This window comes from Burkholderia mycopellens, from assembly GCF_964265025.1.
GTDB lineage: Bacteria > Pseudomonadota > Gammaproteobacteria > Burkholderiales > Burkholderiaceae > Burkholderia.
Window position 1 is genome coordinate 2,948,740 of sequence record NZ_OZ183802.1, and the last position, 13,073, is coordinate 2,961,812.

Below are 13,073 nucleotides of genomic sequence, written 5' to 3' on the forward strand. Positions count from 1 at the left end.
CCGGCAACCGATACGGGCGCACCGGGAAACCGGCCGCCCCCAGAAAGGGCGCTGCATCGGCAGCGCCCTTTTCCTTTACTGCACCGGCACCAGCTTGAAGTCGACCGGCTTGCCGACCGCCACCTTCTGCGGATTTGGGCCGAGCTGCCCCGTTTCGACATTGCGGCTGAACACGTAGAACGTATCGCTGTCCTGGTTGCCAACGATCAGCCACTTGCCGGTCGGATCGATCAGGAACTCGCGCGGCGTCTTGCCGAGGCTCGACTGGCGGCCGACCAGCTTCAACCGGCCGTCCGCCTGGTTCACCGCGTAGATCACCAGGTCGTTCGCATCGCCGCGGTTGCTCACGTACAGGAAGCGGCCGTCCGGCGACAGGTGGATCGCGCCGCCGCCGACCTTGCCCTTGAAGCCCGGCGCGGTCATCGACACGGTCTCGACCGGCGTCAGCTTGCCGTCGTGGTAGCCGAACACCTCGACCGACGCATTGAGCTCGCTCGTCACGTACGCGTACCGGCCATCAGCGCCGAACACCATGTGACGCGGGCCCGAGCCCGCCTTCACCGGCGTGTAGCGCGTGTCGGTCGGGCTGATCAGCCCGCGGCTGCCGTCCACCGTGTAGCGGTAGCCGTAGATCTTGTCCGCGCCGAGATCCTGCACGAACAGGTAACGGCCGTCCGGCGAAAACACCGTCGAATGCACGTGCGCGCCGTCCTGGCGGCCCTTCACGGGCCCCGTGCCTTCATGGTGCACGGTCAGCACGGCCTGACCGACCGCGCCGTCGTCTCGCAGCGGAAACACCGCGAAGCTGCCGCCCGGATCCTTCGCGACCGAGTAGTTGGCCGTCACGAGGTATTTGCCGTCCGGCGACAGCGCGAGATAGCAAGGATCGTTCCCTTCCGACGACACGCGGTCGATGAAGCTCAGCGCGCCCGTCTTCGCGTCGAAGCGGAATGCGCTGACGCCGCCGCGCTGCGTCGCCGGGCCGTCGTCGCCGGGCAGTTCGTTGACCGCGTAGACGGTGCGACCGTCGCGGCTCGGCAACAGGTACGACGGATTCACGGTCTTCGCCGACGACACGGGCGCGACGCTGCCGGTTTTCGTATCGAAGCGGTAAACATAGATGCCGTCGCTGCCGCCCCCCGTATAGGTGCCGACGAGCAGGTTGTAGACGCCGTCGGCCGGGGCGGGCGATTGCTGCGCAAATGCGTGGGTCGCGGAAAGGGAGAGCACGATCGCGAAACCTTTCATCCAGTGAGCGAGCCTAAGCGGGAACCCTCGTGTCGAAGCGCGTGCGTCACGCTCGCGTAAACGGTTGGGCATTGAATCCTCCTTGCATCGAGTCGCTTCAAGTGTTGAGATAGGACGAAACGCCGGCCGTTCATGCGCTCCGCCGCCCGGCCGAGTATACGGGGCGCGGCGCCAGCGCGTGAAGCCTTGGCCACCGCCGTCCGCATTGTGAACTCGAATACCCAAGGATCGCCTGCCCATGCCTGCCCTGATCGAAGACTACGCCCTCGTCGGCGACGGCCACACCGCCGCGCTGATCGCCAAAGACGGCTCCGTCGACTGGCTGTGCTGGCCCCGCTTCGATTCGGGCGCCTGCTTCGCGGCGCTTCTCGGCACGCCCGAGCACGGCCGCTGGCTGCTCGCGCCGGCCGCCGACGCCGCGATCACGCACACGACGCGCCGCTATCGCGGCGACACGCTGATTCTCGAAACCGACTACGAAAGCGCCGACGGTGCCGTCACCGTGATCGACTTCATGCCGCCCGGCAACGGCTGGTCCGAACTGGTGCGGATCGTCGTCGGCCGCCACGGCACGATGAAGATGCGCATGGAGCTGGTGTTGCGCTTCGACTACGGCTTCTCGGTCCCGTGGGTCACGCAGCTGACCCGCGAGGACGGCATGAAGGCGATCGCGGGCCCCGACACCGTCGTGCTGCGCACGCCGGTGCCGCTCACCGGCAAAAACCTCCATACGCTCGCGGAATTCACGGTGAACGCGGACGAGCGCGTGCCGTTCTCGCTGAGCTATGCGGCATCGCACCTGCGGTTGCCGCCCGCGCGCGATCCGCTGTCGATGCTCGCGCGCACCGAGAACTACTGGCTCGAATGGTCGGGCCGCTGCCAGGTGCAGGGCCGCTACGCGGCCGCGGTGCGCCGCTCGCTAATCACGCTGAAGGCGCTCGCGTACGAGCCGACCGGCGGCATCGTCGCGGCGCCGACCACGTCGCTGCCCGAGAAGATCGGCGGCAACCGCAACTGGGACTACCGTTACTGCTGGCTGCGCGACGCGACGATCACGCTACTCGCGCTGATGCGCGGCGGCTATTACGACGAGGCGCGCGCGTGGCGCACGTGGCTGGGCCGGGTGATGGCCGGCTCGCCCGAGCAGATCCAGATCATGTACGGGATCGCCGGCGAGCGCCGGCTGCCGGAAATGGAGCTCGACTGGCTGCCCGGCTACCAGGACTCGAAGCCGGTGCGCATCGGCAACGGCGCCGCGAACCAGTTGCAGCTCGACGTGTTCGGCGAGGTGATGGCCGCGCTGCACCTCGCACGGGTGGGCGGCCTGCAGGCCGACGACACGGTCTGGTCCGTGCAGTGCGCGCTGCTCGACCATCTCGAGAAGGTCTGGCAGGAACCCGACGAAGGCATCTGGGAAACGCGCGGCGGCCGCCGCCATTTCACGTTCTCGAAGGTGATGGCGTGGGTCGCGTTCGACCGCGCGATCAAGTCGGCGGAGATGTTCCGGCTGCCCGGCTCGCTCGACCGCTGGCGCGCGCTGCGCGACCAGATCCATGCCGACGTGTGCAACAACGCGTGGCACGAGAGCAAACGGGCGTTTGCACAGAGCTACGGCAGCGACGAGCTCGACGCGAGCGTGCTGCTGATGCCGCTGCTCGGCTTCCTGCCGCCGGAAGATCCGCGCATCGTCGGCACGGTCGAAGCGATCGAGCGGGAATTGCTGCACGACGGGCTCGTGCTGCGCTACCGCACGACCGACTACGACGACGGCCTGCCGCCCGGCGAAGGCACGTTTCTCGCGTGCAGCTTCTGGCTGGTCGACAACTATGCGCTGCTCGGCCGGATCGACGACGCGCACCGCCTGTTCAGCCGGCTGCTCGCGCTGTCGAACGACCTCGGGCTGCTCGCGGAGGAGTACGACCCGGTCGCCGGACGGCTCGTCGGCAACTTCCCGCAGGCGTTTTCCCATGTGGCGCTCGTGCATACCGCGATGAACCTGATGCACCACGAGGACGCGATGGCGCGCGCCGCCGGCCAGCCCGCGCCGGCGGTCGCGACGGGGCGCTGAACGGGGGCGCGAGCGACTTGGTCAGAGAACGTCAAATCGCAAAACTTTGATGAAAAATCGGGGAAATGTTGCATTGCACCACCCATCGTTGTCCGATATGATCGACGCGATTGTCCGGCTGCAGTGCACCATGGCCGGTCGCTGACCCACACGGCACGCCGCGACGCCCCACGCCGCCCTTGCGCACCGTCCCCCACGCGGGAGTAGCCTGCATGCTTTACCAATTGCACGAATTCCAGCGGGCGATGCTGAGCCCGCTCACGGCCTGGGCCCAGGCCGCGTCCAAGTCGTTCGCCAATCCGTCCAGCCCGTTCTCGCTGATGCCCGGCGCGACGCGGATGGCCGCCGCGTACGAACTGATGTACCGGCTCGGCAAGGATTACGAGAAGCCCGAATTCAACATTCATCAGATCGTCAAGGACGGCCACAACATTCCGATCGTCGAGCAGACGATCGTCGAGAAGCCGTTCTGCCGGCTGCTGCGTTTCAAGCGCTATTCGGACGACGCCGACGCCGTCACGCAACTGAAGGACGAGCCGGTCGTGCTGGTCTGCGCGCCGCTGTCGGGCCACCACTCGACGCTGCTGCGCGACACCGTGCGCACGCTGCTGCAGGATCACAAGGTCTACATCACCGACTGGATCGACGCGCGGATGGTGCCGGTCGAAACCGGCCCGTTCCACCTGCACGACTACATCGCGTACATCCAGGAGTTCATCCGTCACATCGGCGCGCGCAACCTGCACGTGATCTCGGTGTGCCAGCCGACGGTGCCGGTGCTCGCGGCGATCTCGCTGATGGCGAGCCGCGGCGAGGACACGCCGCTCACGATGACGATGATGGGCGGCCCGATCGACGCGCGCCGCAGCCCGACGTCGGTGAATTCGCTCGCCACGCAGCACTCGACCGCGTGGTTCGAGAACAACGTGATCCACACGGTGCCCGCCAACTATCCGGGCGAAGGCCGCCAGGTGTATCCGGGCTTCCTGCAGCACACGGGCTTCGTCGCGATGAACCCGGAGCGGCACGCGCAATCGCACTGGGATTTCTACCAGAGCCTGCTGCGCGGCGACGAGGATGACGCCGAAGCGCACCGCCGCTTCTACGACGAGTACAACGCGGTGCTCGACATGGCCGCCGAGTATTACCTCGAGACGATCCGCATCGTGTTCCAGGAATTCCGCCTGGCGGAAGGCACGTGGGATGTCGAAGGCGAGCGCGTGCGTCCGCAGGACATCAAGCACACCGCGCTGATGACGATCGAGGGCGAACTCGACGACATCTCCGGCAGCGGCCAGACGCACGTCGCGCACGAGCTGTGCACGGGTATCCCGCAGGATCAGCGCCGCAGCCTGACCGCCGAGAAGTGCGGTCACTACGGGATTTTCTCGGGCCGCCGCTGGCGCACGATCATCTATCCGCAACTGCGCGACTTCATCCGCGAGCACGCACCGGAGCCGAAGCACGGCGCGACGAAGGATGTCCCGCAAGCGCCGGCGGCCAAGACGCTCGTGGCCGTGCCGGCCAGCAACGCGCCGGCCGAAACGACGCGCGCCACCACGGCGAAGCGCACGCGCGCGAAGGCGCCGGCGAAAGCCGCCGCCCCCGCCAAGGCCGCGCCGGCCACGAAACGCGCCGCCACCGGCAGCCCACGCGCAAAGGCCGTGCGCCCGCGCAAGGCCGCCTGACGCACCGCGTTCCGATGTAAAAACGCCGCCGATGCCTGCGCACGGCGGCGTTTTTACATCGGGCGGCGCTTCGGCGCGGTCAGCGCATCAGCGCCGCAGCAGATACGCGAGCAGCACTTCGGTGTTCATCCGGACCATCTCGGCCCGCTCGTCGGCATCGGTGAAATCGCGGCCGAGCGTCGCGGCGAGCGTGAAGCGGTTCGACACGATGTAGTAGCCGAGCCCCGACAGCGTCACGTAGAAGCGCAGCGGATCGACGTCGGTGCGGAACAGCCCGGCCTTCTGGCCGCGCGTCAGCACGTTGCCGAGCTTCGCGACGATCGGCGACATCATCTCGCGGATCCGAGTCGACTTGTGCAGGTAGCGCGCTTCGTGCAGGTTCTCGTTGTTGATGAGCCTGAGCAGTTCCGGATGGTCGCGGTAGTAGTCCCAAACGAAATGTGCAAGCCGCGTGACGGCTTCGACCGGCGCGACGCCGTCGAGATCGAGCTCGCGCTCGGCCTCGGTCAGCGCGGAGAACGCGTGTTCGAGCACGGCCGTAAACAGCTGCTCCTTGCTGCCGAAGTAGTAATAGAGCATGCGCTCGTTGGTTTCGGCCCGGCGCGCGATCTGGTCGACGCGTGCGCCGAACAGCCCTCCACTCGCGAACTCTTCGGCTGCCGCCATCAGGATGCGGCGCCGCGTACCTTCAGGATCTCTTTTGATTTTTGGCTGATTCATGGTGGCGTTTTGCTATGTGAGCCGCGTGATCCGGACCGGCACCCCCACCGCCTCGGCGCCGGCCGCCGTGGAACTGGCGCGCCGCGGGCGGCCGCCCTCCTGCTGAGCCCCTGCAAAAAAGCGGTTCGATTATGCGCACAGACGGCGTCCAGCGCAATGCGGGAAATCGGCGATAATCGAGCTTTGGCAAACCTTTCCGGCCGCGCCCGACGTGGCCGAGAGCCATTCGGCGCCGCTGCGCCCGTTGTCACCGTGACCGATTCCAAAACACTCGCAGATCGCATCGAAGATCTGCTTCCCCAGACGCAATGCACGAAGTGCGGCTATAACGGCTGCCGCCCGTATGCCGAGGCGATCGCCGCCGGCGACGCGAACTACAACCAGTGCCCGCCCGGCGGCGCCGAAGGCATCGCGCGCCTGTCGAGCCTGCTCGGCAAACCGGTGATTCCGCTGAACCCCGTCAACGGCAGCGAGCATCCGCGCGCGGTCGCCTTCATCGACGAAAGCCTGTGCATCGGCTGCACGCTGTGCATGCAGGCGTGCCCGGTCGACGCGATCGTCGGTGCGCCGAAGCAGATGCACACGATCATCGAATCGCTGTGCACGGGCTGCGACCTGTGCGTGCCGCCCTGCCCGGTCGACTGCATCGCGATGCTGCCGGTGACCGGCGAACGCACCGGCTGGGACGCGTGGTCGCAGGAACAGGCCGATGCCGCGCGCGAACGCCACGACCTGCGGCTCGCGCGCCAGCGCCGCGAACGCGAGGCCGCCGAAGCACGCGCGGCCGCACGCCGCGCGGCCAGTGCCGCGAAGCCGGCGGCGGCACCAGCGGAAGCGCAATCCGCCGCCCCGGCCACGGACGACGCCGAAGCGAAGAAGCGCGCGATCATCGCCGCCGCGCTCGAACGGGCGCGCAAGAAGAAGGAAGAGCTGTCCGGGCAAGGCGCCGGGCCGAAGAACACCGAAAGCGTGAGCGCGGCCGTCCAGGCGCAGATCGACGCGGCCGAGGCACGCCGCAAACGGCTCGCCGAACAACAGGCCCAGCGCGACGCCGAAGCGGCAGCCGCGAGCGGCACCGACGAAGAGAACGACGCAGGCAACGACGGCCCAGGCGGCCCGTCCGCACCGCCCGACCAGAACGCTCCATGAACGCCAGCAAACGACGCGCGATCTACGAAACACTGCAGAGCCTCAATCCGCATCCGACCACCGAGCTCGAATACTCGACGCCGTTCGAGCTGCTGATCGCCGTGATGCTGTCCGCGCAGGCGACTGACGTATCGGTCAACAAGGCGATGCGGAAGATGTTTCCGGTCGCGAACACACCGCGACAAATCGTCGCACTCGGCGAAGAAGGCGTCACCGAGTACATCAAGACGATCGGCCTGTACCGGACCAAGGCGAAGAACGTGGTCGCGACGTGCCGGATCCTGCTGGACCGCTACGACGGCGAGGTGCCGGCCGATCGCGAAGCGCTCGAAGGGCTGCCTGGCGTCGGCCGCAAGACCGCGAACGTCGTGCTGAACACCGCGTTCGGCCAGCCGACCATCGCGGTCGACACGCATATCTTTCGCGTCGCGAACCGCACCGGGCTCGCGCCGGGCAAGGACGTGCGCGCCGTCGAGGCCGCGCTCGAGAAGTTCACGCCTAAGGAATTCCTGCAGGATGCGCATCACTGGCTGATCCTGCACGGGCGCTACGTGTGCAAGGCCCGCAAGCCCGAATGCTGGCACTGCGCGATCGAGCCGCTGTGCGAATTCAGGCCGAAGACGCCGCCGCCGAACGAGTGACGCGCAACCGCGGCTGACGTGCCGCAGCCGCCCGGCGCCCTGTGGTCGGACGCACGCCGCACGCCGCGTCGGTCGTTGTTCGGCCGGCAAGCCGCAGCCGCGACAACGCGTCGCCACCCGCGCCATCGCCCCCGCGTCCCCTTTCAAACTACGCGTTGGACGTCACCGTCGCATCGTCTGCCGCCGCACCGCCCGCACGCACCAACGCCAGCACGGCTGCCGGAATCGCGACGCCGCCCGCCCACTGCAGCGGCGACAGCGCTTCACCGAACGGCAGCGCCGCAAGCGCGACCGTCGACACGAGCGCGATCGCGAGCATCGCCGCCCAGCCGCCGGCCGTCGCGGGCCAGCGCGGCGGCGCGCCGGACGCGGTGGTCCGCACGACGGCGATCGCCACGAGCGTCGCGGTCGCCGACAGGCAGATGATCGCAGTGGTCGCGAGCCGATCGACGCCGCGCGTCGCCTTCGTGCCGCCGACGACGTACAGCGAATAGATCACCGCGGCGGCCAGCGCGAGCGCGATCTGCTCCCGCCCACGGCCAGCGCCGTCCGCCGACCCGGCGTACAATGCGCGACGCGGCATCACGCCGTCCGAATCACGACGTTTCCCCACCATGTTCAATCCAAGTCGCGACGAAGTGCGTCGCTTTTTCACCGAGACCTGGCGCAAGCAGCGCGCGGGCGAGATCCTGACGCCGCTGGAAGCGATGGCAGCCGACTGGATCGTCGAGCACCCCGAATACCACGACGCACTCGCCGACGCCGATGGCGCCACCGCGCGCGAGTACACGCCCGAGGAAGGCCGCACGAACCCGTTCCTGCACCTGTCGATGCATCTCGCGATCAGCGAGCAGTTGTCGATCGACCAGCCACCCGGCATCCGTGCCGCGCACGACAAGCTCGCGGCCAAGCTCGACTCGACCCACGACGCGCAGCACGTGATCATGGAATGTCTCGGCGAGACGATCTGGGAAGCCCAGCGCACCGGCACGCCGCCCGATACCGACGCGTACCTGCAGCGCATCCTGCGCCGCGCGTCGCGCGACTGAGCGCCGCGGCTCCAGCCCACGGGCGCCGGAGCGCGGACAAAAAAATACCCCGCCTCGGCAGGGTATTTTTGCTGCACGGGCCCGTCGGGCCTGTCGCGCTTACTTCTTGAACACCAGATCGGTTTCTTTCAGCGACTCGATGTAGGCCGCGATGTCCTTCATGTCGCTGACCGACAGGCTCTGCACCTGTGCCTGCATGATCGCGTTGTTGCGACCGAGCAGCGGATTCGTCAGGCCCATCTGGTACTGGCGCATCGCCCACACGAGGTAGTCGGCATGCTGGCCGGCGAGGCGCGGATATTCGGCGTTGATCGGCTTGTTCATCTGCGCGCCGTGGCAGGCGGCGCAGTTGTGCGATTCGACCAGTTCCTTGCCCTTCGTGATGTCCGCCGCGTGCGCGGTACCGATCGCGAGGCCGGCCGCCAGTGCAACCGCCGCCGTCTTGAATGCGTTGTTCATGAATGCTCCTGTCCCGCCGGAGAGATCGGCGGCGCGCGCTTACTTGTAGGGGTTGTCCTTCGAGTCGGCCTTCTGGGCGGCGTAGTACGCCGCCAGATCCGCGATGTCCTGGTCCGTCAGCGAACCGGCAATCGCATTCATCGACGGGAAGTGACGATCCTTCTTGCGGTAAGCCTTCAGCGCGTTCTCGAGGTATTGCTGGTTCTGGCCGCCGAGGACAGGCACCCGGTAGACCTCCGGGTACGCCGCGCGGTAGTCCTGGATGCCGTGGCAACCGATGCACATGGCGACCTTGCTCGCCCCGTCCTTCGGGTTGCCGACCACACCGGCCGCCTGCGCGCTGCCCGCGAGCGCCACGAGCGCTGCGACAACGACGTGTTTGCCGACGAATTTGTTCATAGCTCTTGTAACCTAGCTTGAGGGGAAACTGGCGCCGAAGCGGCAACGGCCCGCGCCGTTTTGCTTATCGGATCGCCACGCAGGCCAAAAAAAACGGCCAGATTGTACCGCGTCGGCGGGGAACGCGTCCATAAGGCGCCCCGGTTCGCCCCGCCGCAGTCCCGCCACGATACGCGGGCACGGCCCAACCGGACAGCCCTTCTGACTTATACTGGGTTTTTTCCCCGATTGAGAAGAGCGCCGCCATGCGTTTCGAAGGGTCCTCGCACTACGTCGCCACCGACGATCTGAAGCTCGCGGTCAATGCCGCGCTGACGCTGCAGCGCCCGCTGCTGATCAAGGGCGAGCCCGGCACCGGCAAGACCATGCTCGCCGAGGAAGTGGCCGCCGCGCTCGACATGCCGCTGCTGCAGTGGCACATCAAGTCGACCACGAAGGCGCAGCAGGGCCTGTACGAATACGACGCCGTGTCGCGGCTGCGCGATTCGCAGCTCGGCGACGCGCGCGTGAAGGACATCTCGAACTACATCGTCAAGGGCGTGCTGTGGCAGGCATTCGATGCCGAGCACCCGAGCGTGCTGCTGATCGACGAGATCGACAAGGCCGACATCGAATTCCCGAACGACCTGCTGCGCGAGCTCGACCGGATGGAATTCCACGTGTACGAAACCCGGGAAACGGTCCGCGCGAAGCATCGCCCGCTCGTCATCATCACGTCGAACAACGAAAAAGAGCTGCCCGACGCATTCCTGCGGCGCTGCTTCTTCCACTACATCCAGTTTCCCGATCCGGCGACGATGCAGAAGATCGTCGCGGTCCATTTCCCGGACATCCGCGAGGAGCTGCTGCGCGCGGCCCTTGAGAGTTTCTTCGAATTGCGCGGCGTGTCGGGCCTGAAGAAGAAGCCGTCGACCTCCGAGCTGCTCGACTGGCTGAAGCTGCTGCTCGCCGAGAACATCCCGGCCGACCAGTTGCGCGGCGTGGACGCGAAGCAGATCGTGCCGCCGCTCGCGGGCGCGCTGCTGAAGAACGAGCAGGACCTGAGCCTGCTCGAACGGCTCGTCTACATGAACCGGCACAACCGGTAATCCTCTCTCACCCGCGAAGGCCCGGCCATGCTGCTCAATTTCTTCTACGCGCTGCGCGCAGCCAAGCTGCCCGTCTCGGTGAAGGAATACCTGACGCTGCTCGAATCGCTGAAGGCCGGGCTGATCTCGCCGTCGATCGACGCGTTCTACTTCCTCGCGCGGATGACGCTCGTCAAGGACGAGCAGTACTTCGACAAGTTCGACCAGGCGTTCGGCGCGTATTTCCACGGCGTGTCCGCCCTGCCGTCCGAAGCATTCGACATTCCGCTCGACTGGCTCGAGAAGCGCCTCGAGCGCGAGCTGTCGCCGGAGGAAAAGGCGCAGATCGAGGCGATGGGCGGGCTCGACAAGCTGATGGAGCGCTTGAAGGAACTGCTCGACGAGCAGAAGGAGCGCCACGAAGGCGGCAACAAGTGGATCGGCACCGGCGGCACGTCGCCGTTCGGGCACGGCGGCTACAACCCGGAAGGCGTACGCATCGGCGGCCCGTCGAACGGCAACCGCACCGCGGTGAAGGTGTGGGAAGCACGTGCGTATCGCGACTACGACGATTCCGTCGAGATCGGCACGCGCAACATCAAGGTTGCACTGCGGCGGCTGCGCCGCTTCGCGCGTGAAGGCGCCGCCGAGGAGCTCGACCTGCCCGGCACGATCCGCAGCACCGCCGCGAACGCGGGCTGGCTCGATCTGCGGATGGTGCCCGAGCGCCACAACAACGTGAAAGTGCTGATGCTGCTCGACGTCGGCGGCTCGATGGACGATCACATCAAGCGCACCGAAGAGCTGTTCTCGGCCGCGAAGGCCGAATTCAAGCACCTCGAGTTCTACTACTTCCACAACTGCGTGTACGACCACCTGTGGAAGAACAACCGCCGCCGCCACTCGGAACGCACCGCGACGTGGGACGTGCTGCACAAGTTCACGCCCGACTACAAGCTGATCTTCGTCGGCGATGCAACGATGAGCCCGTACGAAGTGCTGCAGCCCGGCGGCTCGGTCGAGTACAACAACCCGGAAGCCGGCGCCGTGTGGCTGCGTCGCCTCGCCGACCAGTTCCCCCACCATGCGTGGCTGAACCCGGAGCCCGAGCGGCTATGGGAATACCGGCAGTCGGTCGCGGTGATCCGCGACCTGCTCGGCCATCGCATGTATCCGCTCACGCTCGCGGGCCTCGAAACCGCGATGCGCGCACTCAGCAAGTAACCGCAGCCCCCCAAGACTCGCAGGCCGCGTCCGAGCGGCCTCCCCCGGAGATAGCATGAACCCCTCGCCCACCGCGAGCGCCAGCCGCGCCGGCGGCCGCCGCTTTTTCGCCGATACTTCCGTCTCGGCGCTCGTCGCCGGCTTCGTCGCGATGATGACGGGCTACACGAGCTCGCTCGTGCTGATGTTCCAGGCCGGCCGCGCCGCCCACCTCACCGATGCGCAGATCTCGTCGTGGATCTGGGCGCTGTCGATCGGCATGGCGCTGACGACGATCGGCCTGTCGCTGCGCTTTCGCGCGCCCGTCGTCGTCGCGTGGTCGACGCCCGGCGCCGCGCTGCTGATCGCATCGCTGCCGGGCGTGCCCTATCCCGAGGCGATCGGTGCATTCGTCGTCTGCGCGGTGCTGCTGACGGCCGTCGGCGTGAGCGGGCTGTTCGACACGCTGATGCGCAAGATTCCGGCCGGCATCGCCGCGGCGCTGCTCGCGGGCATCCTGTTCGAGATCGGCATCGAGATCTTCCGCGCCGCGCAGTTCCAGACGGCGCTCGTGCTCGCGATGTTCTTCACGTACCTGATCGTCAAGCGGATCGCGCCGCGCTATGCGATTCCGACGACGCTGATCGTCGGCACGGCGGTCGCCGGCGGGCTCGGCCTGCTCGACTTCAGCGGTTTTCACGTCGCGTTCGCGAAACCCGTGTTCACGATGCCCGCGTTCTCGATCGCGTCGATCGTCAGCATCGGCATTCCGCTGTTCGTCGTCGCGATGGCGTCGCAGAACGTGCCGGGCATCGCGGTGCTGCGCGCGGACGGCTATCAGACCCCGTCGTCACCGCTGATCGCGACCACCGGCCTCGCGTCGCTGCTGCTCGCGCCGTTCGGCTCGCACGGCGTCAACCTCGCGGCGATCACGGCCGCGATCTGCACGGGCCCGGAAGCGCACGAGGATCGCGCGAAGCGCTACACGGCCGCCGTGTGGTGCGGCACGTTCTACCTGATCGCGGGGATCTTCGGCGCGACGATCGCCGCGCTGTTCGCGGCGCTGCCGAAGGCGCTCGTCGTATCGGTCGCCGCGCTCGCGCTGTTCGGCTCGATCATGAGCGGCCTCGCGAACGCGATGCAGGACGTCAAGCAGCGCGAAGCCGCGCTCGTCACGTTCATGGTCACCGCGTCGGGCCTCACGCTGCTGTCGATCGGCTCGGCATTCTGGGGGCTCGTCGCGGGGATCGTCACGCAGGTGATCCTGAACGCGCGCCGCCCCGCGTGACGCGGCACGGCGCCCGCCGCTGCGGCCATCGGACACGCCAGAACATGCCCGACACGAATCGGGCCTAGAATAGCGGATCGGAGGCGGTGCCCGG

The 13,073-nt window shown here is 67.3% G+C and carries 12 protein-coding genes and 1 pseudogene; 8 read left to right on the plus strand and 5 right to left on the minus strand.

The window, feature by feature from the left end:
• Window positions 1–75: 75 nt before the first annotated feature.
• Entirely contained in the window at window positions 76–1,320 is a 1,245-nt protein-coding gene (locus tag ACPTTC_RS13625; protein ID WP_423392773.1) for a lactonase family protein, read from the minus strand.
• 166 nt (window positions 1,321–1,486) lie between these two features.
• Between ACPTTC_RS13625 and ACPTTC_RS13630 the strand changes: the two genes are divergently transcribed.
• Together ACPTTC_RS13630 and ACPTTC_RS13635 are read left to right on the plus strand one after the other, a co-directional pair.
• Window positions 1,487–3,316, plus strand: a complete 1,830-nt coding sequence (locus tag ACPTTC_RS13630) for a glycoside hydrolase family 15 protein (protein WP_423392774.1) — start codon at window positions 1,487–1,489, stop codon at window positions 3,314–3,316.
• Window positions 3,317–3,528: 212 nt separating this feature from the next.
• The gene (locus ACPTTC_RS13635) at window positions 3,529–5,004 is read left to right on the plus strand and encodes a polyhydroxyalkanoate depolymerase (RefSeq protein ID WP_423392775.1); all 1,476 of its coding nucleotides are present in this window, start codon (window positions 3,529–3,531) and stop codon (window positions 5,002–5,004) included.
• 87 nt (window positions 5,005–5,091) lie between these two features.
• Here ACPTTC_RS13635 and ACPTTC_RS13640 read toward each other — a convergent pair whose 3' ends face one another.
• Window positions 5,092–5,724 carry a TetR family transcriptional regulator gene (locus ACPTTC_RS13640; protein WP_039370405.1) on the minus strand — a complete coding sequence of 211 codons (633 nt, stop codon included), beginning with the start codon at window positions 5,722–5,724 and terminating at the stop codon, window positions 5,092–5,094.
• 156 nt (window positions 5,725–5,880) lie between these two features.
• Between ACPTTC_RS13640 and rsxB the strand changes: the two genes are divergently transcribed.
• Window positions 5,881–6,873: an electron transport complex subunit RsxB gene (gene rsxB / locus ACPTTC_RS13645; protein ID WP_423392776.1), complete on the plus strand. Its 993-nt coding sequence runs from the start codon at window positions 5,881–5,883 to the stop codon at window positions 6,871–6,873.
• Window positions 6,870–7,514 carry an endonuclease III gene (gene nth, locus ACPTTC_RS13650; protein ID WP_042976184.1) on the plus strand — a complete coding sequence of 215 codons (645 nt, stop codon included), beginning with the start codon at window positions 6,870–6,872 and terminating at the stop codon, window positions 7,512–7,514. Before rsxB ends, nth begins: the two co-directional genes overlap by 4 nt.
• Before the next feature lie 148 nt (window positions 7,515–7,662).
• On the opposite strand, the pseudogene ACPTTC_RS13655 reads toward nth, so the two are convergent.
• A pseudogene (locus tag ACPTTC_RS13655) lies at window positions 7,663–8,076 on the minus strand (EamA/RhaT family transporter); the annotation flags it as partial.
• A 52-nt stretch (window positions 8,077–8,128) separates the two neighbouring features.
• On the opposite strand from ACPTTC_RS13655, the gene ACPTTC_RS13660 reads away from it, so the two are divergent.
• Window positions 8,129–8,563, plus strand: coding sequence for a DUF1841 family protein (locus tag ACPTTC_RS13660; protein WP_226198807.1), 435 nt, complete (start codon window positions 8,129–8,131; stop codon window positions 8,561–8,563).
• Between the two features lie 99 nt (window positions 8,564–8,662).
• Here ACPTTC_RS13660 and ACPTTC_RS13665 read toward each other — a convergent pair whose 3' ends face one another.
• The gene (locus tag ACPTTC_RS13665) at window positions 8,663–9,022 is read right to left on the minus strand and encodes a c-type cytochrome (RefSeq protein WP_027786804.1); all 360 of its coding nucleotides are present in this window, start codon (window positions 9,020–9,022) and stop codon (window positions 8,663–8,665) included.
• Window positions 9,023–9,061: 39 nt separating this feature from the next.
• Window positions 9,062–9,421 carry a c-type cytochrome gene (locus tag ACPTTC_RS13670; protein ID WP_175951078.1) on the minus strand — a complete coding sequence of 120 codons (360 nt, stop codon included), beginning with the start codon at window positions 9,419–9,421 and terminating at the stop codon, window positions 9,062–9,064.
• 245 nt (window positions 9,422–9,666) lie between these two features.
• Between ACPTTC_RS13670 and ACPTTC_RS13675 the strand changes: the two genes are divergently transcribed.
• From ACPTTC_RS13675 to ACPTTC_RS13685, 3 genes are read left to right on the plus strand one after another with little or no spacing between them, the layout of a single operon-like run.
• Complete coding sequence (locus tag ACPTTC_RS13675) at window positions 9,667–10,509, plus strand: AAA family ATPase (RefSeq protein ID WP_089426034.1); 843 nt, start codon at window positions 9,667–9,669, stop codon at window positions 10,507–10,509.
• Between the two features lie 27 nt (window positions 10,510–10,536).
• Window positions 10,537–11,712, plus strand: coding sequence for a vWA domain-containing protein (locus ACPTTC_RS13680; RefSeq protein WP_069257258.1), 1,176 nt, complete (start codon window positions 10,537–10,539; stop codon window positions 11,710–11,712).
• A gap of 55 nt (window positions 11,713–11,767) precedes the next feature.
• On the plus strand, window positions 11,768–12,979 hold the full coding sequence (locus ACPTTC_RS13685; RefSeq protein WP_175951076.1) for a benzoate/H(+) symporter BenE family transporter: 1,212 nt from the start codon (window positions 11,768–11,770) through the stop codon (window positions 12,977–12,979).
• Window positions 12,980–13,073 lie beyond the last annotated feature (94 nt).